At 63.1% G+C, this 24,039-nt stretch carries 29 protein-coding genes and 1 pseudogene; 19 read left to right on the top strand and 11 right to left on the bottom strand.

The window, feature by feature from the left end; all coding sequences use genetic code 11:
* The 4 genes from NKJ01_RS26535 (at nucleotide 1) to NKJ01_RS26550 (ending at nucleotide 1,771) form a co-directional block, all read left to right on the top strand.
* The gene (locus NKJ01_RS26535; protein ID WP_156938552.1) at nucleotides 1-309 is read left to right on the top strand and encodes a hypothetical protein; all 309 of its coding nucleotides are present in this window, start codon (nucleotides 1-3) and stop codon (nucleotides 307-309) included.
* Nucleotides 310-427: 118 nt separating this feature from the next.
* The gene (locus NKJ01_RS26540) at nucleotides 428-589 is read left to right on the top strand and encodes a hypothetical protein (RefSeq protein ID WP_245266632.1); all 162 of its coding nucleotides are present in this window, start codon (nucleotides 428-430) and stop codon (nucleotides 587-589) included.
* Nucleotides 590-742: 153 nt separating this feature from the next.
* Nucleotides 743-1,102: a hypothetical protein gene (locus NKJ01_RS26545; RefSeq protein WP_245266631.1), complete on the top strand. Its 360-nt coding sequence runs from the start codon at nucleotides 743-745 to the stop codon at nucleotides 1,100-1,102.
* 33 nt (nucleotides 1,103-1,135) lie between these two features.
* Entirely contained in the window at nucleotides 1,136-1,771 is a 636-nt protein-coding gene (locus tag NKJ01_RS26550) for a hypothetical protein (RefSeq protein ID WP_352732498.1), read from the top strand.
* A gap of 46 nt (nucleotides 1,772-1,817) precedes the next feature.
* Here the strand turns inward: NKJ01_RS26550 and NKJ01_RS36515 are convergent.
* Nucleotides 1,818-1,907, bottom strand: a pseudogene (locus tag NKJ01_RS36515) (DNA-binding response regulator); the annotation flags it as partial.
* 65 nt (nucleotides 1,908-1,972) lie between these two features.
* On the opposite strand from NKJ01_RS36515, the gene NKJ01_RS26560 reads away from it, so the two are divergent.
* The 5 genes from NKJ01_RS26560 (at nucleotide 1,973) to gspG (ending at nucleotide 5,609) form a co-directional block, all read left to right on the top strand.
* Entirely contained in the window at nucleotides 1,973-2,134 is a 162-nt protein-coding gene (locus NKJ01_RS26560) for a hypothetical protein (protein ID WP_023759615.1), read from the top strand.
* Entirely contained in the window at nucleotides 2,134-2,277 is a 144-nt protein-coding gene (locus NKJ01_RS26565; RefSeq protein WP_023759614.1) for a transposase, read from the top strand. The genes NKJ01_RS26560 and NKJ01_RS26565 overlap by 1 nt, the downstream gene beginning before the upstream one ends.
* Nucleotides 2,278-2,542: 265 nt before the next feature.
* Nucleotides 2,543-4,666 carry a type II secretion system secretin GspD gene (gene gspD / locus NKJ01_RS26570; RefSeq protein ID WP_352732501.1) on the top strand — a complete coding sequence of 708 codons (2,124 nt, stop codon included), beginning with the start codon at nucleotides 2,543-2,545 and terminating at the stop codon, nucleotides 4,664-4,666.
* Nucleotides 4,667-4,668: 2 nt separating this feature from the next.
* Nucleotides 4,669-5,157, top strand: coding sequence for a prepilin peptidase (locus NKJ01_RS26575; protein WP_352732504.1), 489 nt, complete (start codon nucleotides 4,669-4,671; stop codon nucleotides 5,155-5,157).
* Nucleotides 5,157-5,609 (top strand): type II secretion system major pseudopilin GspG, encoded by a 453-nt coding sequence (gene gspG, locus NKJ01_RS26580; RefSeq protein ID WP_023759611.1) that lies wholly within the window; start codon nucleotides 5,157-5,159, stop codon nucleotides 5,607-5,609. The genes NKJ01_RS26575 and gspG overlap by 1 nt, the downstream gene beginning before the upstream one ends.
* Nucleotides 5,610-5,619: 10 nt before the next feature.
* Here gspG and NKJ01_RS26585 read toward each other — a convergent pair whose 3' ends face one another.
* Genes NKJ01_RS26585 through NKJ01_RS26625 form a run of 9 tightly spaced genes read right to left on the bottom strand, consistent with a single transcriptional unit; the run spans nucleotide 5,620 to nucleotide 13,180 of the window.
* A complete protein-coding gene (locus NKJ01_RS26585; protein ID WP_352732507.1) occupies nucleotides 5,620-6,372 on the bottom strand; it encodes a type II secretion system protein GspJ in 753 nt (250 codons plus the stop codon).
* Complete coding sequence (locus tag NKJ01_RS26590) at nucleotides 6,369-6,728, bottom strand: PulJ/GspJ family protein (protein ID WP_352732510.1); 360 nt, start codon at nucleotides 6,726-6,728, stop codon at nucleotides 6,369-6,371. The genes NKJ01_RS26585 and NKJ01_RS26590 overlap by 4 nt, the downstream gene beginning before the upstream one ends.
* Nucleotides 6,725-7,198: a prepilin-type N-terminal cleavage/methylation domain-containing protein gene (locus tag NKJ01_RS26595; RefSeq protein WP_352732513.1), complete on the bottom strand. Its 474-nt coding sequence runs from the start codon at nucleotides 7,196-7,198 to the stop codon at nucleotides 6,725-6,727. Before NKJ01_RS26595 ends, NKJ01_RS26590 begins: the two co-directional genes overlap by 4 nt.
* Entirely contained in the window at nucleotides 7,195-8,412 is a 1,218-nt protein-coding gene (locus tag NKJ01_RS26600; protein ID WP_023759607.1) for a type II secretion system F family protein, read from the bottom strand. Before NKJ01_RS26600 ends, NKJ01_RS26595 begins: the two co-directional genes overlap by 4 nt.
* The gene (locus NKJ01_RS26605) at nucleotides 8,412-10,052 is read right to left on the bottom strand and encodes a GspE/PulE family protein (protein WP_352732516.1); all 1,641 of its coding nucleotides are present in this window, start codon (nucleotides 10,050-10,052) and stop codon (nucleotides 8,412-8,414) included. The genes NKJ01_RS26600 and NKJ01_RS26605 overlap by 1 nt, the downstream gene beginning before the upstream one ends.
* On the bottom strand, nucleotides 10,049-10,969 hold the full coding sequence (locus tag NKJ01_RS26610; protein ID WP_352732519.1) for a hypothetical protein: 921 nt from the start codon (nucleotides 10,967-10,969) through the stop codon (nucleotides 10,049-10,051). The genes NKJ01_RS26605 and NKJ01_RS26610 overlap by 4 nt, the downstream gene beginning before the upstream one ends.
* Complete coding sequence (locus NKJ01_RS26615; RefSeq protein ID WP_352732522.1) at nucleotides 10,966-11,532, bottom strand: hypothetical protein; 567 nt, start codon at nucleotides 11,530-11,532, stop codon at nucleotides 10,966-10,968. Before NKJ01_RS26615 ends, NKJ01_RS26610 begins: the two co-directional genes overlap by 4 nt.
* A complete protein-coding gene (gene gspM / locus NKJ01_RS26620) occupies nucleotides 11,529-12,128 on the bottom strand; it encodes a type II secretion system protein GspM (protein ID WP_352732525.1) in 600 nt (199 codons plus the stop codon). The genes NKJ01_RS26615 and gspM overlap by 4 nt, the downstream gene beginning before the upstream one ends.
* Nucleotides 12,129-12,130: 2 nt before the next feature.
* Nucleotides 12,131-13,180, bottom strand: coding sequence for a PilN domain-containing protein (locus NKJ01_RS26625; RefSeq protein ID WP_352732528.1), 1,050 nt, complete (start codon nucleotides 13,178-13,180; stop codon nucleotides 12,131-12,133).
* Nucleotides 13,181-13,488: 308 nt separating this feature from the next.
* On the opposite strand from NKJ01_RS26625, the gene NKJ01_RS26630 reads away from it, so the two are divergent.
* From NKJ01_RS26630 to NKJ01_RS26655, 6 genes are all read left to right on the top strand, one after another.
* The gene (locus NKJ01_RS26630; RefSeq protein ID WP_023759601.1) at nucleotides 13,489-13,629 is read left to right on the top strand and encodes a hypothetical protein; all 141 of its coding nucleotides are present in this window, start codon (nucleotides 13,489-13,491) and stop codon (nucleotides 13,627-13,629) included.
* A gap of 128 nt (nucleotides 13,630-13,757) precedes the next feature.
* Nucleotides 13,758-14,360, top strand: coding sequence for an ANTAR domain-containing response regulator (locus NKJ01_RS26635; RefSeq protein WP_352732531.1), 603 nt, complete (start codon nucleotides 13,758-13,760; stop codon nucleotides 14,358-14,360).
* A 2-nt stretch (nucleotides 14,361-14,362) separates the two neighbouring features.
* Complete coding sequence (locus NKJ01_RS26640) at nucleotides 14,363-15,601, top strand: CmpA/NrtA family ABC transporter substrate-binding protein (RefSeq protein ID WP_352732554.1); 1,239 nt, start codon at nucleotides 14,363-14,365, stop codon at nucleotides 15,599-15,601.
* A gap of 359 nt (nucleotides 15,602-15,960) precedes the next feature.
* Nucleotides 15,961-17,277, top strand: coding sequence for a CmpA/NrtA family ABC transporter substrate-binding protein (locus NKJ01_RS26645; RefSeq protein ID WP_352732534.1), 1,317 nt, complete (start codon nucleotides 15,961-15,963; stop codon nucleotides 17,275-17,277).
* Nucleotides 17,278-17,404: 127 nt separating this feature from the next.
* Nucleotides 17,405-18,295, top strand: a complete 891-nt coding sequence (ntrB, locus tag NKJ01_RS26650; protein WP_352606453.1) for a nitrate ABC transporter permease — start codon at nucleotides 17,405-17,407, stop codon at nucleotides 18,293-18,295.
* A gap of 11 nt (nucleotides 18,296-18,306) precedes the next feature.
* On the top strand, nucleotides 18,307-19,104 hold the full coding sequence (locus NKJ01_RS26655) for an ABC transporter ATP-binding protein (protein WP_352732537.1): 798 nt from the start codon (nucleotides 18,307-18,309) through the stop codon (nucleotides 19,102-19,104).
* Between the two features lie 135 nt (nucleotides 19,105-19,239).
* On the opposite strand, the gene NKJ01_RS26660 is transcribed toward NKJ01_RS26655, so the two are convergent.
* A complete protein-coding gene (locus NKJ01_RS26660; RefSeq protein ID WP_352606449.1) occupies nucleotides 19,240-19,578 on the bottom strand; it encodes a hypothetical protein in 339 nt (112 codons plus the stop codon).
* Nucleotides 19,579-19,742: 164 nt separating this feature from the next.
* On the opposite strand from NKJ01_RS26660, the gene NKJ01_RS26665 reads away from it, so the two are divergent.
* The 4 genes from NKJ01_RS26665 to NKJ01_RS26680 all read left to right on the top strand — a co-directional run.
* Entirely contained in the window at nucleotides 19,743-21,044 is a 1,302-nt protein-coding gene (locus NKJ01_RS26665) for an MFS transporter (protein ID WP_352732540.1), read from the top strand.
* Between the two features lie 20 nt (nucleotides 21,045-21,064).
* Nucleotides 21,065-23,515 (top strand): nitrite reductase large subunit NirB, encoded by a 2,451-nt coding sequence (gene nirB, locus NKJ01_RS26670; RefSeq protein ID WP_352732543.1) that lies wholly within the window; start codon nucleotides 21,065-21,067, stop codon nucleotides 23,513-23,515.
* A gap of 5 nt (nucleotides 23,516-23,520) precedes the next feature.
* Nucleotides 23,521-23,850: a nitrite reductase small subunit NirD gene (gene nirD / locus NKJ01_RS26675; RefSeq protein ID WP_352732546.1), complete on the top strand. Its 330-nt coding sequence runs from the start codon at nucleotides 23,521-23,523 to the stop codon at nucleotides 23,848-23,850.
* 3 nt (nucleotides 23,851-23,853) lie between these two features.
* A partial coding sequence (locus NKJ01_RS26680) for a hypothetical protein (protein ID WP_352732548.1) occupies nucleotides 23,854-24,039 on the top strand: 186 nt, incomplete at its 3' end.

Below are 24,039 nucleotides of genomic sequence, written 5' to 3' on the forward strand. Positions count from 1 at the left end.
ATGTCGCTAGATTTCTCAATCCTTGATGCAAGTGGCGCCCCAAAAAAATCAGTCCCACTAGATGTCGAGCTTCATCATGAATTGTTGGTGGCCGCCAAATCTCTTGGGTTGGGCGAGGTTGTTAGATTCCATGATTACTATGAGGATGAGGAGATACCTCTTTCTTCAATACCGATATTTATGCAAGAAATTTTCATACTAAAAAACAACACTAACTCTTCCAGGTTACTGGATTTCTTAGAAAAAATGACATCGCTCGGGAGTTCCGCTTTATCAGAGAAGAGAAGCATCGTTGCAATATCGGATTGATTTCGAATTACAGTGCACTTTTTGCCATCTTCGCCCGTCCGCCGATGCGGCAAGGAATTACGGTGACAGTGCACTTTATTCATATTCGTTCGACCTTCATTGCGTGTAGATTGCTCCCATGGCTCGCCTCGCCCGCATTGTCGTGCCCAGTCTGCCGCACCACGTAACCCAGCGCGGCAACGGGCGCGCCAAGGTGTTTTTCACGCTTGGTGACTACGCGCTCTACAAGGCCCTCCTAGTCGAGCATTGCCGCGCCGCCGATGTCGGCATCTGGCCCTGATGCCGAACCATGTGCACCTGATCTCGACACCGGCAGACCCGGATGGCCTGCGGCGCGCGCTTGCCAAGGTGCACCAGTGCCTATGCCGGCACCATCCATGCGCGGCAAAAGAAAACCGGGCATTTCTGGCAAGGTCGCTTCGGCGCCGTCGCGATGGACGAGGATCGCCTGTTGTCGGCAGTGCGCTATGTCGGGCTGAACCCGGTACGCGCGGGGTTGGTGAGCCAGGCGGCGGATTGGCCCTGGTCAAGCGCTCGGGCGCATCTGACGGATGAAGCCGATGGCGTTACGGATCTGGGGCCGATGAAAGACCGGCTGCCCTCGTCGGCCGGACTGTTCGACCTGATCGAGACGGATGTCGCGGCTTTCGACGCCCTGCGCAAAGCCGAGAGCATCGGCCGGCCGGTGGGCAGCGAAGCATTTCTGGACCGGATTGCCGGGCAAACCGGAAGGGCCGTGAAATCGGGAAAGCGAGGCAGGCGGCGAAAAGAAAATAGTGCACTGTCACCGTAATTCAAGAAATTCTAAAAATGGTGGTCGCAAATAATGTCCGGCTCTAGTGCTCGCTTTCAACTTAAAGAGATAAATGACGGCGGCCGTCATTTGTCCGAAAAAGAAAAAGAATCCGTGCGTGGTATGCTGCTAGGGAAAATAGCGCGAGCACATATGGGCGACGGTATAATCCCAGACCGGAAAATCTATGCTCCAATGGTCAGAAATAACACCCGGCTACTGGAAGGGTGTTTGGGTATTCAAGGGCCGAGTAAAGGCACTTGGACAGAGGAAATGTTCGATGTTTTCTTCGGAAAGCATTTCGTTGGCGGGTGTTACCTTTGGGTGGAGCCTCCAGTAGGGCACATACCGGATCCTATCTTTTGGGCACCTTACAGTCCGGCGCGCCGAGACTGGCTATATATCTATGCAAGCAATTTGGGCATGCGACCTTGTGGAATGATGCGCGTGGACGGCCGCCTAGCAGTTTACGCCAATTTGGACTGTGATTTCACATTTGTACTTGGCGACGATGGCATCATTAAAAATTTTGACAAAGCATTTGGTGGGCGGGAAAAGATTTGTGAAGAATTTAACAAATTTTTGGATTCAAACGAAGTAGATCTTGGTGAAGGGAGTATATATGCGTTTATGAAGTTATACTTACCAGAGATTGGAGGTTGCACTTGATGGAATTACGGCGACAGTATTAGCCTGACCATCGCTGTGAGCAGCTTCAAAACCCCGCCTGATCGCGAAACAGCTCCGCATTGTCCAGCTTCGAAACCTCGATCACCGCTTGCGTGCGGCTGTACACATTGAGTTTGGAATTACGGTGACAGTGCACTTTATTCATGTTCGTCCGACCTTCATTGCGTGTAGACGGCCAGCATGGCTCGCCTTGCCCGTATTGTCGTTCCCGGTCTGCCGCACCACGTGACGCGGCGTGGCAACCGGCGCGCCAAAGTGTTTTTCGCGCCTGGTGACTACGCGCCCTACAAGAACCTGCTGGTCGAGCATTGCCGCGCCGCCGATGTCGGCATCTGGCCCTGATGCCGAACCATGTGCACCTGATCCTGACACCGCCCGACCCCGATGGCTTGCGGCGCGCGCTTGCCAAGGTGCATCGCGCCTATGCCGGCACCATCCACGCGCGACAGAAGAAAACCGGGCATTTCTGGCAGGAATTACGGTGACAGTGCACTTTTTACCATCTTCACCCGTCCGCCCATGCGGCAAGGGGCCTGCTCGGCGGCCATCTCTGTAGCTCACCGCGGTCTTGGCTGCCCTGGTCAAGTAGCAGGCCTCCTTTGTTGATATCCAGACCTCGGGCCTTAGCCCGACCCGGGGCAGGTTGCCGCCCTCCACCACCAACCCTGTGGATAGACCCCAGACACCGCCATCATTCCCGACATCGGCTTGCAAGAAGCCCTAGACTGAACCCCTAGGGGAATCGGGTGGATGTCGAGCAAGCCGAGTCATCGCGTCGTGTTGTGCACGCTGCTGGCGATTGCCGGCTGCACCTCCGCGCCGGGCAAGGACTTCTTCACCGAGACCATCGACAGCCTGCATGCCAGGAACTCGCCGTTGCGGGCGGGCTACACCGGTCCCGGCGCCATCACCTCGGCGGCCGGCCAGGCGCAGCGCTTCAACGGCACGCAGTATCAGGGCTCGGGCCAGTTCGTCTCCTCCGGCGCGCCCGTCACCAAGGTGACGACAGACGGTTCGGGCCAGTTCGAGCTCAACCTGATCAATGCGCCGATCACCGAGGCGGCCAAAGCGGTTCTGGGCGATGCGCTGCACCTCAACTACATCGTCGATCCGCGCGTACAGGGCACGGTGACCTTGCAGACCTCGCAGCCGGTGTCGAAGGACGCGCTGGTCGACATCCTGCAATCGGCGCTCGCGGTGAATTCCGCCGGCATCACCAACCGCGCAGGCACCTACCAGATCGTGCCGCTTTCCGAGATCATGTCCAGCACACCGCCGGTCAGTGTGCCTTCGGTTTCGCCGTCCGGCCCCGGCGTCAAGGTGCAGGTGCTGCAGCTGCAATTCATCGCCGCCGACGAGATGAAGACCATTCTCGAACCGATCACCCGACAGGGGTCGGTGCTGCGGGTCGATTCCGTTCGCAACCTGATCACGGTCGCCGGCAACGACAGCGACCTCAATGCTATCAGAGAAGCTGTCTCGGTGTTCGACGTTGACTGGATGCGCGGCATGTCGGTGGCGCTGCATCCGCTCAAGACCTCCAAGCCGGAGGCGGTTGCCGCCGAACTCGATTCCATCTTCGGCACCAAGGAGGGGCCCGGCGCCAAGCTCATCCAGTTCATCCCCAACGACAGGCTGAATTCGGTGCTGGTGATCACCTCGCGCCCGGCCTATCTCGCCCGTGCCGCGACCTGGATCAACAAGCTCGATCGGCTGGCCGAGACCAACGAAGATCAGCTTTTCGTCTACCAGATCCAGAACCGCCCGGCCAAGGAACTGGCTGCGGTGTTGAGCTCCGTGCTTGGCACCACGGTCAAGACCGAGGGAGATTCAGGCGGCTCGAATGTGTCGCCCGACCAGACGCCGATCGCCATGCAATCGGATGGCGTCACGCCGGTGCCACTGACCGGGCCGTCGCCTTCGATGCCGATGCAGGATGGACAGGCGCCGGCCCACGCCACGGTCGTCGCCGATGTCGAAAACAATGCGCTGCTGATCCAGACCACAGCGCGCGACTACGAACGCATCGAGCAGATACTGGCCAAGGTCGACGTTCTGCCGACGCAAGTCATGCTGGAGGCTGTCATCGCCGAAGTGACGCTCAACGACGATTTGAAATACGGACTGCGCTGGTTCTTCGAGAATGGCGGCATGAACATCTCGGTGACCGACGTGGCAAAGGGCGTTGCCGCTGCGGCACTGCCCGGCTTCAACTGGAGCTACGCCACCGACAACATCCAGGTGACGCTGAATGCACTTTCCAGCATCACCGACGTCAATGTCATCTCGGCGCCGACCATCATGGCGCTGAACAACCAGAAGGCGATCTTGCAGGTCGGCGACCAGGTGCCGATCGCGACAAGGCAAGTGGTGGACCAGACGCTCGGCAGCTCGCCGGTCGTCTCGGTCGAGATGAAGGACACCGGTGTCATCCTGACCGTGACGCCACGCATCAACAATGCCGGCAGGGTCATGCTCGACATCCAGCAGGAGGTCAGCAACGTCACAAGGACGACCAGCTCCGGCATCGATTCACCGACCATCCAGCAGCGCAAGATTCAGACCCGCGTCCTGGTCAATGACGGCGAGAGCCTGGCGCTGGGCGGCCTGATACAGTCGCGCAATAATGTCGACCGCACGCAAGTGCCTATCCTCGGCGACATCCCGATCATCGGCAACGCGTTCAAGCAGAAGACGGACAGCATCGGACGCACCGAACTGATCATCTTCATCAGGCCGCATGTCGTGCGCGACATCAACGAAGCCCGCGAGGTGACGGACGAATTCCGCGGCAAGATCAGCTTGCAGACGCCGATCCAGAAGCGACGCGGCGGCACCAAGCTGCAACAGGACCTGAAGAGGCTGGCGTATTGACGATGCACTCATCCCTCGTGCTGGCTGCCACGATCGCCCTGGCGGCTATTCTCTGCGCTATTTCGATCGCCGATTTCCGCCGGCAGATCATCCCGGATGGGTTCAACCTGGCTCTGGCCGGCATCGGCCTTGTCTATCAGATGGCGACGCAGGCGGACGGCCTGCCGGCGCGGCTGCTGTTCGCCGCCGCGACCTTTGCCGCTGCCTGGTTGATCCGGCGCGGCCATTTCCTGATGACCGGCCGGATTGGCCTCGGCCTCGGCGACGTCAAGATGCTGGCCGCCGCCGCATGCTGGATCAGCCCGCTGCTGTTGCCGGTGCTGCTGTTCGTCGCCAGCGCCAGCGCTTTGCTGTTCGTCGGCGGGCTGGTGATCGCGACAGGGCCGGCGGCGGCCAAAGCCCGTGTCGCCTTCGGCCCGTTCATCGCCATCGGCCTCGGCTGCAGCTGGGCACTGGAGCAACTTGCAGGTTTGGACATGGGACTGCTCTGATGATCACTCCACGCTTTACCTCTGAAAAATCCCGCCGAGAACGCGACGATCGCGAAAGCGGCTTCACCCTGGTCGAACTTCTGGTCGTGCTCGCCATCATCGCGCTGATCGCCACGCTCGCAGCACCTCAGGTGCTGCGCTATCTCGGCTCGGCAAGAACCAACGCGGCCAAGGCGCAAGTCCGCAACATCGAAAGCGCGCTTGAACTCTACTATGTCGACAATGCGAAATATCCGACCGCGGAGGAGGGGCTCTCGGCCCTGGTTGCGGCGCCCACAGGCGAAGCGCGTTGGAACGGCCCTTACCTCAAGGGGACGACCGGTCTCAAGGATCCGTGGGGGAGGCCTTATTCCTACGAAGTGAAGGCCGATGCGAGCGGCGTGGTCATCCGCAGCCTTGGAAAAGACGGCAAGCCCGATGGAACCGGCGAAGACCAGGACATCAGCAACTGATATTTCTTCTCTATGGTCGGCGCTGTGTTTCGGGGCGCTGTGTTTCGTTCATGCCCGGCAGCTGCCGGGCATTGGCCAGATCGAGGCGAGCAAAACCGCTCGCCGAAAAGGCGGCACCATCGCGCTGAACCGACACGGTGAACCGCACTGCGGCGGGCAGGCGCCGCGGCGCATTCCAGCTCGACAACCATGATGAACCAGCCGTCGAACCGTCGAGATATTCGAATCTTATGGCGTTCACACCGCCGAGCAGCCGCACCGGCTGGCTCTGCGTCGACGCGCCGGGTCCGCTGCCGCGCCGTGTTTTCTGGACAATGGCCAGTGCACTTCCGCCAAGCGAAACTGCAATTTCGCGCAGCGCGGAGGATTTGAAGCCGATCGCCTGAACGGCGTTGAACTCGATCCGGGAACCATCGCCGTCGAGATAAAGCACCTGGTCCGGCGACGACTTCGACAAGGGCAAGGGCTCGGCATGGCTGATCGCCGTTTCCAGAAACCGCGATGCGGCGTCGACCTCCATCTGGAATTCCGTTGCTTTTTCGATGCGCAGCATGGTTCGAGCCTGGCCGAGGAAGACCATCATCAGCGATGTGATCACGCCGATCAGGGCCAGCCCGACCAACACGTCGATCAGCGCAAATCCCTCGACTGATGCCGATGGTCCCCTTGATGATCTGGCGTCGGGCAGGGGGATGCCTGAACGGCGCTCCGGCCGGCAGACGGCGCGGATTTTCGAGTGAGCGCGGGAAAACAGGCCGCTCATTGAGCACCGGGCTCCTGCACCGGCACGAAGGTTAGAAACGGCTTGCCTGGAAACGCTCCGCCCGTCTTTTCTATGAGCACAGCCGTCACCTTGGCCTTCGACATTTCTATCGTGTGCGTCTTCAGGGTCCAGCCGTTTGGCGCCGTGGTTTGTGTCCGGGCCTCGTAGTCGGCCAGCATCACACGCACGGTCCTGGCGGCTTCGACCTGGCGCTTGGCCGCGGCGATGCTGCGGCTCGCCAGAACGATCGACTGGCTGGCGATGCCAAGCACAAGCGCCAGGATGGTCATGGCGACGATCATCTCCAGGATCGAAAATCCGTCTTCGGAGGTCGGTTGAGACGATGGCGCCGTCATGGCAGCGCGCGCCAGGTTGAAAGCCCGGTCAGCCAGTTGACCGCGATGCGCGCGGTCCGCCCTTTTTGCAGCAGCGAGATGTCCATGCCGGAAGCGCTGCCATCGGGAAGGAAGGTCAGGACTGTCTGACGGTCGGCGATGACGGTCTCCTGGCCGGTGGTCACGGTCATTTTGACATCGTCCGGCAGCGTGAGCGTGTTCTGTTCGCCGAACCGGAAGGTGCGGGTGCCGAGGTCGACGAGAACCTGCCTGGGCCTGGCGGTGGCGATCGCCGATGTGCGCGACAGGCGCAGCCGCATGGTGATCTCGCCGGCCAGTGTCTCCAGGTTCCTGGTGCGATAGTTGCTGACCAGCCCCGGTGCAGCGATGGCCGCGACGAGGGCCATGATCGCCAGCACGACCAGCATCTCGACCAGAGTAAATCCGGCCGTTGCGTGCGCCGGCGCGCCGGCTCTCGACGCAGCTGTCATTGCAGTGCCAGATCGTTGATGCTGAGGATCGTGGTCATCACCGAAATGACCAGGCTGCCGACGAGGAAGCCGAGCGAAATCGTCAAAGCCGGGGTCAGCAGCTTCAGCACAGTGTCGATCCGGCGCGTCAGCGTCAGCTGGAGCATTTTCGCGGCCCGATCCAGGACCACGGGAAGGGCATTCGCCTCTTCGCCGAGCGAGACCAGCGACATCGTCGCATTGTCGAAAATCCCTGCCTTGACGATCGCGCCATGCAGGCGGGCGCCGTTGGCGACGGTTTCTTCGATCGCCGCAAAGCTTGCCGCCAGCGAACTCTGCCTGGAAACATTGGCGGCCAGGCCGAGCGCCTCGGTCATCGCCACGCCATTGCCGAGCAGCAGCGCAAGCGTTTCCAGATAGCGCGCGATCACGGCATCCCTGACCAGCGCGCCGATCAGCGGGATCTTCAACAGCCAATGCGAGAGGCGTTTTCTCGCACCGGTGGATCGGGACAGAAAAAGCCAGGTAAGCAGGCCGAGGACCGCCGCCAGCGGGAAGACGAACGGATAGTCGCGGAACACCGTGCCGAATGCAGAAAGCATGGTCATGGTGAACGGCTTGGGAGCAGATGAGCCTTCGAAAATCGGTTCCAGCGCCGGTACCAGGACCGTCGCCAGAATGACCAGCGCCCCGCTCATCACCAGCAGCAGGAAGGCAGGATAGGCCAGAGCCTCGATAATTGCCGCACGGCGTTTGGCCGTTGCCTCATAGGTGTCCGCCAGCCGCTGGCATATATAGGCCATCTTGCCGCTGCGCTCGCCGCTGGCGAGCAGGGCGGCAACGTCGGAGGTGATACCCGGCAGCCCGGCAAAGGCCTCGGCGATCGGCCGGCCGCCGGTTGTGAGATCGAGCACCGATTGCAGCTGTTGACGCCGCTGACCGTTGGCCTCGCCCGAAATGACCGCATGCAAGGCGCGGTCGACGGTGAACCCGGCATTCAGAAGCACCGAAAGCTCGGAAAACAGACGGCCGAGATCGACCTTGCGGGTCAACGTCAGCGCGCTGCGCCCGGGCAGGCGAAGCTGCTGCTTGTCGCCGCTCACAGGCGCAAGGTGAAAGGAACGGCGGCCCTGCTGCGCCAGTTTGCGCGCCGCATCTTGCTTGGTCGACGCATCGAGAATGCCGGTCTCGGTGCTGCCGTCGACGAGATAGGCGCGATAGGCGAAGGCCGGCATCAGCCCCCTCCCGCGAGATCGATGACACGCCGGACTTCGTCCATCGTGGTGACCTGCGATCGGGCAAGGGCGGTTGCGTGGACCGACATCGGCACGAGGTCGTCCTCGGCGGCAATTTTCCCGATCTCCATTTCGCCGGCGCCCCGGTCAATAAGCTCGGCGATGCGCGGCGATACCTGCAGCATTTCGTAGGTCACTGTGCGCCCGCTGTAGCCGGAGCCGTTGCAGGTGCGGCAGGCCGGGCCGGTTTGGTCGGCGCCGTGGCAGGTCGGGCAGACACGGCGCAACAGCCTCTGTGCGATGACGCCCCGGATCGTCGCGCCGAGCAGATAGCCGTCGATGCCCATGTCGCGAAGCCGCGTCAGCGCGCCCGCGGCACTGTTGGTGTGAAGTGTCGAGAACACCAGATGGCCGGTGAGCGCCGCCTGGACCGCGACCTGCGCCGTCTCGCGATCGCGAATTTCACCGAGCAGGATGATGTCGGGGTCCTGCCGCAAGATCGAACGCAGGGCGGCGGCAAAGTCGAGGTCGATCGCCGGATTGACCTGCAACTGGGTGATGCCCGCCATGCGATATTCGACCGGATCCTCGACCGTGAAGATCTTGACGTCCGGCCGCGAACGCTCGGCGAGGATCGAATAGAGTGTCGTCGTCTTGCCGCTGCCGGTCGGCCCGGTGATCAGCACGATGCCGTTGGCGGCTTGCGACATGGAGCGGATCTTGCCTTGCGCGACACCGTCGAAACCCAGTTTCTCCAATTTCAATTCGACGCCGGCACGGTCAAGAATTCGAAGTACGATGGCTTCGCCGTGAATCGACGGAATGACCGAGACGCGCAGGTCGACGTCGCGGCCGCGCACGGCGATGCGCATGCGTCCATCCTGCGGCAGGCGCCGCTCGGCAATGTTGAGGCGCGACAGGATTTTGATGCGGGTGGAGATGCCGGACAGCATCGCAATCGATGCGGTATCGACGGTCGACAGCATGCCGTCATGCCGGAAGCGGATGCGGACGTGATCCTCGAGCGGCTCGATATGGATGTCGGTGGCCCTTGCATCGACAGCCTTGTGGATGGTCTCGGCGACGAAGCGGACGATCGGCGCCTCACGGGCAAAATCCTTCAATCGTTCGAGGTCGTCGGGACCGAAATCCAGGAATTCGCCACCACCGCCGCCATTTGAAACGGCCTCCAGAGCCGATTGCTCGATGCGATCGATGCATTCGGTGATCGTGCGCCTCGGCAAGATGCGCAGCGCCAGTGTCCGCTCATAGTGAAAGGCAAGCGCGTCGATGGTTGCCGACGAGAAGGGATCGGCGACGGCGACAACCAGCCGCTCGGCATCCATTTGCAGCGGCAGGATCGCATTTGCACGCAGGTAGACCAACGGCACGCTTGCCAGCATTTCGGGGCTGATCTGTTCGGGAATCTCGACCGTCGGTGCCTGGAGGTAGCGGCTGAGGCTGTTGGCAAGCTCCTGCTCGCCGATCAGTCCGAGTTCGGTCATCACCGTATCGAATGGGTGTCCTGATGTTCGCGATGCTCCCAATGCGCGCTGGGCCGCGTGCGCAGTCAGCACCTTCTCGCCTTCGAGAAAGGCCAGAAACGCTTCGGTCCCCTGGGGCTGGGCGGGGGCGTTCATGAGCTCCACCCCTGCAGGAGCTGTGCGGCCTCGGTGCCGAAAAGCACCTCGCAGCCGGCACTGCCGGCGCCTGCCGGCAATGTGCCGGCGTCACGCGCCGGGCTTCGCGAGACGCGCCGGAACGCCGTGTCGCTCACCGGAGATTTCTCGATGATGAACCCGGCCTGACCCGTGATGCCGGATCCGTCGCGTGTGACGGCCACGTCGACCGTGTAGGCCGAAGCCTCGGCAGCCTGAACAAGCGCGGCGCTGGAACCAGAGGCAAGGGCCGCCCGAAGACGGTTCGGTGCACGATCGGCGCTGATCGTGCCGCGCTTCGAGTTGACCGTGAAGGCGGCATGGAGGGCCTGCAGGGGCACTGACGCAAGGGCAGCGAACTCCTGCAGTTCGGACACCGATTCGAACGGCGCCTGCTTGTCTTGCGGCGGCCCGACGGCGCTTCTTGGCCCGGGCTGGCCGGCAAACAGCTTGGCGTTGTCACGAAACCGCAGCGCGGCCTCGGCCAGCGCTTGCGACGCCTGCTGCTCGAAGCCAAGCGACGCGAAACCAAGCGCCAGCAAATTGTCGTCGGCGGCATTGAGATCGATCAGCCCGCCGTGATCCTGGACGCGCACATCGAAGCTGAACGCACCCGACCGGCACGCCGCCGGTGTGGAATCCAGCGCAAACGTCTTTGTCCCCGATCCGCCGGTCAATTCGCTCGCAACAAGATTGCCCAGGCCCTCGGCAAGCAGCGACAGGCGCTCCTGTTCTACCTCGTTGTTGGCGATCATCAGCCGCGTTTTGGCCGTCACGGCGAAGGGCACGACGATTGCCGAGACGATCAGCATGAACACCAGCACGGCGATCAGCGAAAAGCCGCTATTTGGGCTTTCGTTGCCTGCGCTTGCGCCGTCGTGAGGTGTGCGGCCGCTCATAATTCCGGGACCGGGGGTGGCGGAGGGGGCGGTGGTGGTGGCGGGAGGTTCTCCCATGGCGGATAAAGCAGGATGTGGGCCACCTTGCCGTCCCGCTCGAGCACGGCCTGATCCTTGTCGATCGCCGACACCTTCCAGCCATCGACGGTCTCGCCATTGCCATACCAGACAGCAGCATCGCTGCCCGCGACGCGCAGCAGCGCCTTTGCCGCTCCGCCGTTTCTGCTGATGCCCAGCAGCGATGGCGTAACGGCCGGTGCGGCTTCGGGCCGTGGAGCCGGCTGCTGGGTCGGTGCGACGGCGATTTCCACCGGCTGCGGGGGGACTGGCGGCGGCACGATTTTCCGGCGCGTCGGTGTGAACAGCGGACGCTGGAACGTCTCGCTGAAATCGCCGGCCTCAGGAAACTGCAGCGATCCCGCCGCTGATGCCAACGCGCCGTCATGCCCTTTCCCGGAGGCGACCGGCGTGATGTCCACCGGCGTGCCGTAGAGCACGACATTGACCAGGATGAGGCCCGCGATCATGGCCGCAATCGCCGGGCCGGTGACTTTCAGGGTCATGGCTTGACCCCACTGGCTGCCGATGCGCCTTGCCTTTGCAGCGGGCCGTAAAACAGGATCTCGGCAAAGATCTCGGGGTCGCCGCTGCGCCCGGCGGCCGGTCCGACATCGGTCGTGCGCACGGTGGCCTCGCGAATGAACAGCACCGGAAGCGACGTTTCGATGGCGAGAGCGGCGTTGTGAATGCCCTCGAGCGGCCCCGAAAGGTTGGCCCGCAGCCCGATGAAATCGACGCCGGCTTCGCTGAGCACCGGTGCATTGCCGGCCGACAGCACGTTCACGCCGTTGGCGGCGGCGATCGCGTTCAGGCGGGTCTGCAGCCCGCCGCGAATGATCGCTTCGCTCTCGCCGGTGAGAAATTCGGGATTTGCTGCCACTGCCGGACTGGCGGCGCTATCGAGGCGCTTGGCCAGTGCCGCCACGCTCTGCAACTGGCCGAGGAGCTCGCGCTTCTCCTCGATCCCGGCCTGTGCCGAGGCGACACTGTCGAGCGCCGCGAACACCACCCAGGCGAGGACGCCAGCCGATACCGCCGCGATGGCCAGCGCGATCAGGCGGCGAACCAGCGGGCTGGTGTTGAGGATGGCGAAGAGCATCGCTAGAGCGCTCCGATCTTTGCTGTAATGGTGAAGTGTTCGCCCTCCTGGCCGGGAACCTTGACCACGGGCGAAGCGAATTCGGGCGCCGAAAACAACGGCGAGGCGTCGAGCGGCTGGATCAGCTCGGCGGCGGAGGCCGAAAAGCCTGTGATGGTCAGGTCGTCGCCCTTGGCCGAAAGATCGGTCAGCCAGGTCGTGTCGGGAAGCAGGTGCGTCAGCTCGGCCCAGACGCGGACCAGCGACGCCGTCGTCTTCTTTTCCTGGCGGATTCTTTCGATCTGCTCGATGCCGGCCTGGCGCTTCTGCAGCGAGGTGCGTGCCGCCTTGGCCTGCACCTGCGCATCGGCGATCTGCGCGTCCAGTTCGGCACCCGCCTGCCAGCTGCGCCAATGCGCGTGAGCAAAGGTGACCAGCATGGCTCCGGCCAGGATCGAACAGGCCGCGATCCCTATAGTTCTTCGGCTCCGGCCGCCAGCGCTCGGCGGCCAGACGGCGGCGAGGCTGAGCGGATCGGCCCGCAGCACGCTGTGCGGCTGCAACAGCGATAGGCAGCGGACCGATCCACCAGCCCGGCGGACCGCTTCGAGCACCGCAGCAAGCGTCTTCGCCTTGACGACATGGTAGAAGCAGTCCTGCTCGGCGTGCCTGGCAAAGACGACATGCACCTGCGCCGGATCGATCGGCGTCGAGGCCAGGAGGTCGAGCTCGGCCATGTCCCGAGCCTGGCGAAGCGGCAGCCGCCGCGCCGCCAGTTGCCGGGTCAGGAACAGCCCGGGCTCAATGCGGATATCGAAGGTCGGCCGCTTGCGCCGAGGCCCGCTCTGGAGAAGCGCCAGAACCTCGTCCGAAGCGGCGGTGAGCGCCAACGGGATTGATTGGAACTCCGGCGCATTGGCCTCGCGGGCGCGGATGCCGTCATCGGCCACGCTGACGATCCAGTCGCAGGTGGTGGCTTGCCTTTGTTTGGGCGCAAGCCGCGCCCGGACCCCTCGCAGCTCGTCGAGCCACCAGTCGAAAAAATCCAGAACCTGCGCGTTGAGTGTCGCCACAACCAGCCGCCCGCCAACCCGGCTGATTCTCGGCCGAGGTTTTCAAGATGAGATTACTACAAAAGCCGATTTGATGCGGATATTAGCGAAGGCGCGGCAGGCCGATTAGTCACAGCTTTTGTTGAGACCGAAGAACGACATGAAACCGCAGGCATTCCGATTTTTGGTCTTGAGCACCTATGATTTAGGTCTCGGTCGGCCTGCCAAGCGGGTTCTCGTTCAGTCGATGGTTGAGCAACTGGTCGACTGAGAGGTATCGGAAGCCCCTTTCATTTCCCTGGTTCGGCATACAGGGTTGGAGGCATCAGGTGGAGGCGGTCCGCGTGGCGTTTGCGGCGATCCTCGGGTTCCTGACTGCCGTTTCGTCCAACAGTTCCGATTCCGGCAAGGCCGTGTCGAGGAGACTTGCGACGGCCAAGGAACTGCTCGCGCTTCGCCCGTGCGCGTGATCGACGGCGTTGATGTCATAGGGCCTGCTGACTTCAGCCGCGCGGCATTAATCGCCGGTTTCAGCGAATGTCGGGATTGTTCGACCATACCGCATTGCACAATTCCTTCGCTTGGTCACAATGCAGGCATGGTCCGAACTTCTCTCGCCGTCCTGGTGATCGACGAAAACCGTATCCGCGCCGCGATCATCGAAGCGGGGTTGCGCGAGGCCGGGCATGAGCGGGTCACCGTCATCCACGACGTAAGCGGCATTGCGCGGCGGATCGCCGAGATCGAGCCCGACGTCATCGTCATCGATCTCGAAAATCCGAACCGCGACATGCTGGAAAACATGTTCCAGCTGTCGCGCGCGGTGAAGCGGCCGATCGCCATGTTCGTCGACCGTTCCGATCAGGCCTCGATCGAGGCGGCGGTCGACGCCGGCGTTTCGGCCTATGTCGTCGACGGGCTGCGGCAAGAGCGCGTCAAACCGATCCTCGACATGGCGGTGAGCCGCTTCAACGCCTTTTCACGCATGGCGCGCGAACTGGAAGAGGTTCGCGGCGAACTCGAGAGCCGCAAGGTGATCGATCGCGCCAAGGGCATCCTGATGAAGTCGCGTGGCCTCTCCGAAGAGGCCGCCTACACGCTGCTGCGCAAGACGGCGATGAACCAGAACCGCAAGATCGGCGACATCGCCCAGAGCCTGGTGACTGCCGCCGGGCTGCTGGGACCGGCGGAGGACGAATGAAGATGGGCGCCGAGCACCAGATCACCGCCGGCTTCATGCCGCTTTTCGACAGCGCCGTGCTGGTCGCGGCCGGCGAGCTTGGCTTTGCCGAACGGGAAGGCGTCGATCTCACGCTGCACAGAGAGACATCCTGGGCCAACATCCGCGACCGCATCGCCATCGGCCATTTCCATCTCGCGCATATGCTCGGACCGATGCCGCTCGCCTGCAATCTCGGGCTGACGCCGCTCGCTTCGGAGACCATCGTGCCGTTTTCGCTTGGGCTCGGCGGCAATTGCGTCACCATCTCCAACGCCGTCTGGGCCGGCATGGCGGCGCACGGCGCCGAACCCGATCTCGACCCGGCGCGCGCCGGTGCGGCACTCGGCGCGCTCATCCGCGAGCGTGCCGTGGCCGGTTATGACCCGTTGCGCTTCGCGGTCGTGCATCCCCATTCCGGGCACAATTACGAACTGCGCTACTGGCTCGCCGCCTGTGGCATCGATCCAGAGCGGCAGATCGAGATCGTCATCGTGCCGCCGCCCTTCATGGCCGACGCGCTGGCCGCTGGGCGGATCGACGGCTATTGCGTCGGCGAACCCTGGAACAGCGCTGCGGTGGCCGCCGGCACGGGCCATATCGTCACCGTCAAGGCGCAGATATGGCGCAACAGCCCGGAGAAGGTGATCGGCGTGCGCAAGGCCTGGGCGGACGAGAATCCTGCGGCACTGGCGGCACTGCTGCGGGCGCTGCATCACTCGGCGCGCTGGTGCCAGGATCAGGCCAACCACGGCGAATTGGCCGCGGTGATGGCGCAGGCCGGCTTTCTCGGCCTGCCGCCGGCGGTCCAGATGCCGATCCTGACCGGCCATCTGCAATTGGGTGGCGGGGCGGAGCTGGATATCGACGACTTCTTCCTGCCTTTCGACAAGGCGGCGAACTTTCCGTGGAAGAGTCATGCGCTGTGGTTCTACACGCAGATGGTGCGCTGGGGGCATGTGGCGCACACGCCGGAAAATCTCGCCATCGCCCGTGACTGCTACCGGCCCGACCTCTATCGTTCGGCGCTGAAGCCGCTTGGCGTAGCACTTCCCGGCGCCAATTCGAAGGTCGAGGGCGCGCTCAAAGCAGCAACCGCGGTCGGTGCGACTGGGGCCGGCCTGGTGCTCGGCCCGGACGGTTTCTTCGACGGCCAGATCTTCGATCCCCTTGAGATCGACGCCTATATTGCCGGACAGAAGTCGGCTCACACGAACGACTGATCATTTCCGCGCCACTCTTGTGCATTGCACAAAAGTTGTGCGTGCACCAGCGCTAATGAACAATCTTTGGCTTGCTCGCCCGGCGGGCCGGCGCGCCGACGATTGTGGCATCTCATTGATCTCATTGATGTTTGTTATCCATCCCAAAACTGGCATGGTTCCTGCTTTGTAATAGGCAGACTCTTCTCGGGGTCACGGAACAGGCGTCCAATGGCGGGCGCTACAGGCAAAGCTGCCGCTCAGGTCAACACGCGATCCCGGATGGACGGACGCGCGCGGCCTGGCCGGCGGCTTTTTTGTTTTGATCGAACACGCAATCAACGGCGCTGATCCCAAGCAGTGCCCAACGGGAGACGATGATGACGAAACGCATCAAGACCGAAGCCCCTCTCGAGGGTATGACTCGCCGCAATTTCCTGATGGCAAGTGCTGCCACCGCGGCAACCCTGGCGGCCGCGCGTGCGCTGCTGCCCTCCGGCGCCTATGCCGCAACGGCCGCTCCGGAAGTCACCGGCGCCAAACTCGGCTTCATCGCGCTGACCGATGCGGCTCCGCTGATGATCGCCAAGGAGAAAGGGTTGTTCGCCAAGTTCGGCATGCCCGATGTCGAGGTGCTCAAACAGGCCTCCTGGGGCGCGACACGTGACAATCTGATGCTTGGCGGCGCGGCCAATGGCATCGATGGTGCTCACATCCTGACGCCGCTGCCTTATCTCATGCACACCGGCAAGGTGACGCAGAACAACCAGCCGATGCCGATGGCGATCGTGGCGCGGCTCAACTACGACTGCCAGGGCATTTCGGTCGCCCAGGAATATGCCGGCACCGGTGTCGGCCTCGATGCCTCGAAGCTGAAGGACGCCTTCGCCGCCAAAAAGGCGGCCGGCAAAGAAATCAAGGCCGCCATGACCTTCCCGGGCGGCACGCATGATTTGTGGCTGCGCTACTGGCTCGCCGCCGGCGGCATCGATCCCGACAAGGACGTCTCGACCATCGTCGTGCCGCCGCCGCAGATGGTGGCCAACATGAAGGTCGGCAACATGGACGTGTTCTGTGTCGGCGAGCCATGGAACGAGCAACTCGTCCACCAGGGCGTCGGCTTCACCGCTGCCACGACGGGCGAATTGTGGAAGGGGCACCCGGAAAAGGCGCTCGGCCTGCGCGCCGAATTCATCGAGAAGTACCCGAACGCCACCAAGGCGATCCTGATGGCCGTGATGGAAGCCCAGCAATGGTGCGAGGTCAGCGAGAACAAGGACGAGATGGCCGCCATCATAGGCAAGCGGCAATGGATGAACGTGCCCGTCGCCGATATCATCGGCCGCCTCAAGGGGGACATCAACTACGGCAACGGCCGCGTCGCCAACGGCACCGATCTCTACATGAAGTTCTGGAAAGGCGGCGTCTCCTATCCATTCAAGAGCCACGATACGTGGTTCCTCGCCGAGAACATCCGCTGGGGCAAGTTCGCGCCGACCACCGATCTCAAGGTGCTGGTCGACCAGGTCAACCGCGAGGATCTGTGGCGCGAGGCGGCCAAGGACCTTGGCGTCGCGGCAGCCGACATCCCGGCGTCGCCATCGCGAGGCGTCGAGACCTTCTTCGACGGCAAGATCTTCGATCCGGCCAACCCGTCCGCCTATCTCGACAGCCTGAAGATCAAGGCCTCGGCTTGACCGCCGCAGACGGCGCAGTGCGCCGTTTGTCGACCGCAAGTGCAACGGCGCCGCTTGCGCCGCTGCCGCACGCAAGCGGCGCTCGCGCCGCTTGTCGCAAATCCCGACCACGGAGTTTTTCCCAGACATGTCGATCCAGACTATCGAGGACACAAAGGTGAAGGCGTTCCCCGCGAAACCTGCGGCGGTGATCGCTTTCACCGCCAAGGCGCGGCGCCGCTTCGATCTGCTCGCCATCGCTGGCAAGTTGGCCAGGGCGCTGGTGCCGCCGGCCATCGTCATCGCCATCATGTTGGTCGTCTGGCAGATCGCCTGCTCGTCGCCGACATCAAGCCTGCCGCCGCCGAGTCAGGTGTGGAACGAGGCCTACGATTTGATCGCGCATCCGTTCTTCGACAATGGCCCGCAGGATATCGGGCTCGCCTGGCGCGTGCTGATCTCGCTGCAGCGCGTTGCCATCGGCTTCGGCCTGGCGGCGATCGTCGGCGTGGCGCTCGGCGCGCTGGTCGGCCAGTCGATCTGGGCGATGCGCGGTCTCGACCCGGTGTTCCAGATCCTGCGTACCGTGCCGCCGCTGGCGTGGCTGCCTCTGTCTCTGGCCGCGTTTCGCGATTCCAGCCCGTCGGCGATCTTCGTCATCTTCATCACCTCGATCTGGCCGATCATCATCAACACCGCCGTCGGCGTGCGCAACATCCCCGAGGATTACCGCAACGTCTCGCGCATCCTGCGGCTCAACCAGTTCGAGTTCTTCGTGAAAATCATGGTGCCGGCGGCCGCGCCCTACATCTTCACCGGCTTGAGGATCGGCATCGGCCTGTCCTGGCTCGCCATCGTCGCCGCCGAAATGCTGACCGGCGGCGTCGGCATCGGCTTCTTCATCTGGGACGCGTGGAACTCGTCGCGGCTGCCCGACATCATCGTCGCGCTCGCCTATATCGGCGTCACCGGCTTCTGCCTCGACCGTTTGGTCGCGGCAGTCGGCGCCTTCGTCACCCGCGGCACAACGGCAAAGTGAGGAGAGGGGCGATGACGGCCTATCTGAAACTCGACCATATCGACAAATCCTTTGCCCGCGGCAACCAGGTCAGCGAGGTGCTGAAGGACATCAGGCTGACCATCGACAAGGGCGAATTCGTCTCCATCATCGGCCATTCCGGCTGCGGCAAGTCGACCTTGCTGAACCTGATCGCCGGGCTGACCAAGGTTTCCGCCGGCGCCGTGCTGCTCGAGGACAAGGAGGTCGACAGCCCCGGACCCGAACGCGCCGTTGTGTTCCAGAACCACTCGCTGCTGCCGTGGCTGACCGTCTACGAAAACATCAACCTCGCCGTGTCGAAGGTCTTCGGTCGCTCGAAGAGCAGGGCCGAGCGGCATGACTGGATCATGCGCAATCTCGATCTCGTGCAGATGGCGCATGCCAAGGACAAGCGCCCGGCGGAAATCTCCGGCGGCATGAAGCAGCGCGTCGGCATTGCCCGGGCGCTGGCCATGGAGCCGAAGATCCTGCTGCTCGACGAGCCGTTCGGCGCGCTGGACGCGCTCACGCGCGCCCATCTGCAGGACGCGGTGATGGACATCCATTCCAGGCTCGGCTCGACGACGATCATGATCACCCATGATGTCGACGAGGCGGTGCTGCTCTCCGACCGCATCGTCATGATGACCAACGGCCCGGCGGCGACCATTGGAGAGGTGCTTGCCGTGCCGCTGGCCCGGCCGCGCCGCCGCGTCGAACTCTCTTCCGACCGCACCTTCCTGCGCTGCCGCGAGGCGGTGCTGAAGTTCCTCTACGAACGCCACCGCTTCGTCGAAGCAGCGGAGTAAGGCCGTGACCGAAAAACAATCTGCATCGGCAATGGGCAGTATACCGCATTGCACAAATATTATGCTGCTGTGCAAGGCATTCTGACTAATCTTTGATCCGCTGCCGGGCTTGATCAAAAGTCGTGCGGCTGCGGTTCACATTGATTTCATTCGATAATTCAGAGCGCTGTCGAATTGGCACGCTTCCTGCTTCTCAGAATGTAGGCCTGCAAGGGCCAAGTGACACGGCGTCCAATGGCGGGCGCCACAAGCAAAGCTGCTGCTCAGGTCAATACGCGATCCCGGATAGACGGACGCGGCGGCCTGGCCGGCAGCTTTTTTGTTTTGACCGAACACGCAATCGACGGCGCTGGTCCCAAGCGGCGCCCAACCGGAGACGACGATGACGAAACGGATCGGAACTGGCGCGTCCCTCGCGGACTTCGCGCGCCGCGATTTTCTGGCCAGCAGCGCGCTGACGGCGGCGCTGTTCACCGCTGCGCTCCTCCTCTTTCCCGCAGGCGCCAAGACTGACGGCAAGGGTCTCGAAGCGACCGCGCAAAGGTCGGCTTCAACCAGTTCGCCGATGCCGCGCCGCTGACAGCCGCGAACGACCAGACAAGCGCGGTGCCTCCCACGCCGCAAAACGGAGCCTGATAATGACCGCAAATCTCCCAGCCGCGCCGAGCCAGGACAATGCCTCCCGGCAGGCGCTCATGATGTCCACCATCGCCTTCACCGTCTGCTTCGCGGTGTGGACGATCTTTTCAATCATCGGTATCCGCATAAAGACGGAGCTTGGGCTGAACGAGACGGAATTCGGCCTGCTCGTCGGCACACCAATTCTCACCGGCTCGCTCGTACGTATGCTGCTCGGCATCTGGACGGACCGCTTTGGCGGACGGCTGGTCTACACGGCGACCATGCTTGCTGCGGCGGTCGCGACCTTCCTGCTGGCTTTCGCGCACACCTACGGGCAGATGCTGATCGCCGCGCTCGGCGTCGGGCTGGCCGGCGGCTCCTTCGCCGTTGGTGTCGCCTATGTTTCGCGCTTCTTCCCTGCCGGCAAGCAAGGTACGGCGCTCGGCATTTTCGGTGTCGGCAATGTCGGGGCCGCGGTCACCAAGTTCCTGGCGCCGTTCGTGCTTCTGTCCTGGGGATGGCAGTCGGTCGCGCTGATCTGGGCGGCCGCGCTGGTCGTCATGGCCGTCGTTTTCTGGTTCACGACGGGTGACGACCCGGTCATTCGTGAGCGCCGCGCCGGCAAGGCGGCACCGGCGAGAAAGTTCTGGGAGGAATTCGCGCCGCTGAAGAACGTGCAGGTCTGGCGCTTCGCCTTCTACTACTTCTTCGCCTTTGGCGGGTTCGTGGCACTGTCGCTGTGGTTGCCGCGCTACTTGATCGGCGTCTACGGCTTCGGCATCGCGACCGCCGGCATGATCGGCGCAGCCTATTCGATCCCGGCGAGTGTCTTCCGCGCCTATGGCGGCGTGCTTTCCGATCGGATCGGCGCTCGCACCGTGCTCTATTGGACCTTTGCGGTGTCGTCCGTCGCCACGTTGATCCTGTCGCTGCCGCCCACGGATTATATCGTGCACGGCATTACCGGGCCGATCGCCTTCCACTTCGCCATCGGGCCGCTCGCTTTCATAGCCGTCGCAAGCGTGCTCGGCTTCTTCATGAGCCTCGGCAAGGCTGCCGTCTACAAGCACATACCGGCCTACTATCCAGGCAGCGTTGGCGCGGTCGGCGGCGTTGTCGGCATGATCGGCGGGCTCGGCGGTTTCGTCCTGCCGATTGCCTTCGGCGCGCTCAACGACCTCACGGGCGTCTGGTCGAGCTGCTTCATGCTGCTCTTTGTCATCGTCGTCGCTTGCTTTGCCTGGATGCAGTTCAGCATTCGGCGGATGGAGCGTGCGGCATCTGCCGAAGCCCCAGCCCTTTCATACGCGGCTGAGTGAGACCGGAGCGGATCAGGAATATGACCGAAAAACTCGTCATCATCGGCAACGGCATGGCCCCTGGGCGCATGCTTGAGCATCTCTTGGAAAAGGCCCCCGGCCGCTACCAGGTCACCATCTTCAACGCCGAGCCGCGCGTCAATTACGACCGCATCATGCTGTCGCCGGTTCTCTCCGGTGAAAAGGCCTATGAGGAAATCATCATCCACGGCGATGGCTGGTACATCGCCAACAACATCACCCTCTACAAGGGCCACAAGATCGTTGCCATCGACCGGGAGGCCAAGACCATCACGTCCGATCATGGCGTTACCGAGCCCTATGACAAGCTCGTCATCGCCACCGGCTCGGTGCCGTTCATCATCCCGGTGCCCGGCCACAATCTGCCGGGCGTGCTGACCTATCGCGATCTGGACGACGTCCGGGCGATGATGCTTGCCGCCCAGTCGCGGGCCAAGGCTGTTGTCATCGGCGGCGGTCTGCTCGGCCTGGAGGCGGCAGCCGGGCTGAATGCGCAAGGCATGGACGTCACCGTGCTGCATGTCATGCCGACATTGATGGAGCGTCAGCTCGATCCGGCCGCCGGCTACCTCTTGCAGCGTGCGGTGGAGCAGCGCGGCATCAAGGTCATCACCAAGGCCAACACCCAGGCCATCACCGGCAACGGCAAGGTCGAGCAGGTGGAACTTGCCGACGGCACCATCATTCCGGCGACGCTGGTGGTCATGGCGGTCGGCATCCGACCGAACGCCGCAATCGCCAAGGAAGCCGGCATCGCCGTCAATCGCGGCATCGTCGTCGATGCGGGCATGCGCAGCAACGACCCCGATATCTACGCGCTCGGCGAATGCGCCGAGGTCAACGGTCAGGTTTATGGGCTGGTCGCGCCGCTCTACGAGATGGCTCGCGTGACAGCCAGCCAGCTCGCCGGCGACGAGGCCGCGGCTTTCATCCATTCGGACACGCCGACCAAGCTCAAAGTCACCGGCATCGAATTGTTCTCGCTCGGCGATTTCGCCGAGGGCGATGACCGCCAGGAGATCGTGCTGCGCGATGCTTCCGCCGGCGTCTACAAGCGCCTAGTGCTCAAGGACGACCGCATCATCGGCACGGTGCTCTATGGCGAGACGGCCGACGGCGCGTGGTTCAACGATCTGAAAAAGAAGCAGACCGATATTTCAGAGATGCGCGATACGCTCATCTTCGGCCAGTCGTACCAGGGGGGTGCCCCGCTGGACCCTATGGCGGCCGTTGCAGTCTTGCCGGATGATGCGGAAATCTGCGGCTGCAACGGCGTTTGCAAGGGAAAGATCACGGGCGCGATCACGGCCAAGGGCCTGACCTCGCTCGACGACGTGCGCGCGCACACCAAGGCGTCGGCCTCGTGCGGCTCCTGCACCGGGCTGGTAGAGAAGCTGATGGTGCTGACCATCGGCGACAAATACAATCCGGCGGCGGTGCAGCCGATGTGCGGCTGCACGACGCTCGGCCATGACGAGGTACGTCGGCTGATCAAGGCCAAGAGCCTGAAGACCATTCCGGCGGTCATGCAGGAATTGGAATGGACGACTTCCTGCGGTTGCGCCAAATGCCGGCCGGCGCTCAACTACTATCTCGTCTGCGACTGGCCGGACGACTATGCCGACGACTACCAGTCGCGCTTCATCAACGAGCGCGTCCACGCCAACATCCAAAAGGACGGCACCTATTCGGTGGTGCCGCGCATGTGGGGCGGAGTGACAAACGCCGCCGAACTGCGCGCCATTGCCGACGTCGTCGACAAGTTCGAGATCCCGATGGTCAAGGTCACCGGCGGCCAGCGCATCGACATGCTCGGCATCCGCAAGGAGGACCTGCCGGCCGTGTGGGCGGATCTCGGCCAGGCCGGCTTCGTCTCGGGCCATGCCTACGCCAAGGGCCTGCGCACCGTGAAGACCTGTGTCGGCTCCGACTGGTGCCGCTTCGGCACGCAGGATTCGACGGGGTTTGGCGTCCGCATCGAAAAATTCATGTGGGGCTCGTGGACCCCGGCCAAGGTCAAGATGGCGGTGTCGGGGTGTCCGCGCAACTGCGCCGAGGCGACCTGCAAGGATGTCGGCGTCATCTGCGTCGACAGTGGCTACGAGATCCATTTTGCCGGTGCTGCCGGCCTCGACATCAAGGGCACCGAAGTGCTCGGACTGGTCAAGACCGAGGACGAGGCGCTGGAGCATATCGTTGCGCTGACACAGATGTACCGGGAGCAGGGCCGCTATCTCGAGCGCATCTACAAATGGGCCAAGCGCGTCGGCATAGCCGAGATCAAGCGCCAGATCATGGACGATGGGGAGAAGCGCAAGACCTATTACGACCGCTTCGTCTTCAGCCAGAAATTCGCCCAGGTCGATCCATGGTCGGAACGCGTGTCCGGCAAGGACAAGCACGAGTTCCGGCCGATGGCCTCGGTCGGCTTTGCGCAGGCGGCGGAGTGACAATCATGAACTGGATCGCCATTGGCTCCATCTCCGACATCCCGCGCCGCGGCGCCCGCTGCGTCGCCACACCCGAGGGGAAAATCGCTGTCTTCCGCACCGCCGACGATCAGGTCTACGCCATCGACGACCATTGTCCGCACAAGGGCGGACCGCTCAGCCAGGGCATCGTGCATGGCACGGCCGTGACCTGTCCCTTGCACAATTGGGTGATTTCGCTGGAGACGGGCAAGGCGCTCGGCGCTGACGAGGGCATGGTGCGGACCATTCCGGTGCGGGTCGAAGGCGAGCATCTGTTCATTGCGCTGGAAGCGCTGGCGAGCCGCGCGGCCTGACACATGGAAATTGAAGAAGCGCGCGAGGTGAGGACCACCTGCCCCTATTGCGGGGTGGGCTGCGGCGTGCTGGCGAAGGTCGCCCCCGGCGGGGCGATGTGGGGCCCGCGGCGCCCCCCCCCAAACCGCCCAATTTGGGCCGGGTGGGGGACAGGGGTTGGGGCGGGCGCGACCCGCGCGCCATGGCGG

The sequence above is a fragment of the Mesorhizobium sp. M0276 genome, from assembly GCF_040321755.1.
Taxonomy (GTDB): Bacteria; Pseudomonadota; Alphaproteobacteria; order Rhizobiales; family Rhizobiaceae; genus Mesorhizobium.

Bases quoted from the DNA above. Each gene is read 5' to 3' on its own strand.
- NKJ01_RS26585 (WP_352732507.1), bottom strand. From the start codon at position 6,372: ATGAGCGGCCTGTTTTCCCGCGCTCACTCGAAAATCCGCGCCGTCTGC.
- NKJ01_RS26550 (WP_352732498.1), top strand. From the start codon at position 1,136: ATGTCCGGCTCTAGTGCTCGCTTTCAACTTAAAGAGATAAATGACGGC.
- nirB (WP_352732543.1), top strand. From the start codon at position 21,065: ATGACCGAAAAACTCGTCATCATCGGCAACGGCATGGCCCCTGGGCGC.
- NKJ01_RS26600 (WP_023759607.1), bottom strand. From the start codon at position 8,412: ATGCCGGCCTTCGCCTATCGCGCCTATCTCGTCGACGGCAGCACCGAG.
- gspM (WP_352732525.1), bottom strand. From the start codon at position 12,128: ATGCTCTTCGCCATCCTCAACACCAGCCCGCTGGTTCGCCGCCTGATC.
- NKJ01_RS26545 (WP_245266631.1), top strand. From the start codon at position 743: ATGGACGAGGATCGCCTGTTGTCGGCAGTGCGCTATGTCGGGCTGAAC.
- gspG (WP_023759611.1), top strand. From the start codon at position 5,157: ATGATCACTCCACGCTTTACCTCTGAAAAATCCCGCCGAGAACGCGAC.
- NKJ01_RS26590 (WP_352732510.1), bottom strand. From the start codon at position 6,728: ATGACGGCGCCATCGTCTCAACCGACCTCCGAAGACGGATTTTCGATC.
- NKJ01_RS26560 (WP_023759615.1), top strand. From the start codon at position 1,973: ATGGCTCGCCTTGCCCGTATTGTCGTTCCCGGTCTGCCGCACCACGTG.
- NKJ01_RS26535 (WP_156938552.1), top strand. From the start codon at position 1: ATGTCGCTAGATTTCTCAATCCTTGATGCAAGTGGCGCCCCAAAAAAA.
- NKJ01_RS26635 (WP_352732531.1), top strand. From the start codon at position 13,758: ATGGTCCGAACTTCTCTCGCCGTCCTGGTGATCGACGAAAACCGTATC.
- NKJ01_RS26655 (WP_352732537.1), top strand. From the start codon at position 18,307: ATGACGGCCTATCTGAAACTCGACCATATCGACAAATCCTTTGCCCGC.
- NKJ01_RS26605 (WP_352732516.1), bottom strand. From the start codon at position 10,052: ATGAACGCCCCCGCCCAGCCCCAGGGGACCGAAGCGTTTCTGGCCTTT.
- NKJ01_RS26595 (WP_352732513.1), bottom strand. From the start codon at position 7,198: ATGACAGCTGCGTCGAGAGCCGGCGCGCCGGCGCACGCAACGGCCGGA.
- gspD (WP_352732501.1), top strand. From the start codon at position 2,543: ATGTCGAGCAAGCCGAGTCATCGCGTCGTGTTGTGCACGCTGCTGGCG.
- NKJ01_RS26565 (WP_023759614.1), top strand. From the start codon at position 2,134: ATGCCGAACCATGTGCACCTGATCCTGACACCGCCCGACCCCGATGGC.
- NKJ01_RS26615 (WP_352732522.1), bottom strand. From the start codon at position 11,532: ATGACCCTGAAAGTCACCGGCCCGGCGATTGCGGCCATGATCGCGGGC.
- NKJ01_RS26645 (WP_352732534.1), top strand. From the start codon at position 15,961: ATGACGAAACGCATCAAGACCGAAGCCCCTCTCGAGGGTATGACTCGC.
- nirD (WP_352732546.1), top strand. From the start codon at position 23,521: ATGAACTGGATCGCCATTGGCTCCATCTCCGACATCCCGCGCCGCGGC.
- NKJ01_RS26610 (WP_352732519.1), bottom strand. From the start codon at position 10,969: ATGAGCGGCCGCACACCTCACGACGGCGCAAGCGCAGGCAACGAAAGC.
- NKJ01_RS26575 (WP_352732504.1), top strand. From the start codon at position 4,669: ATGCACTCATCCCTCGTGCTGGCTGCCACGATCGCCCTGGCGGCTATT.
- NKJ01_RS26540 (WP_245266632.1), top strand. From the start codon at position 428: ATGGCTCGCCTCGCCCGCATTGTCGTGCCCAGTCTGCCGCACCACGTA.
- NKJ01_RS26665 (WP_352732540.1), top strand. From the start codon at position 19,743: ATGACCGCAAATCTCCCAGCCGCGCCGAGCCAGGACAATGCCTCCCGG.
- ntrB (WP_352606453.1), top strand. From the start codon at position 17,405: ATGTCGATCCAGACTATCGAGGACACAAAGGTGAAGGCGTTCCCCGCG.
- NKJ01_RS26640 (WP_352732554.1), top strand. From the start codon at position 14,363: ATGGGCGCCGAGCACCAGATCACCGCCGGCTTCATGCCGCTTTTCGAC.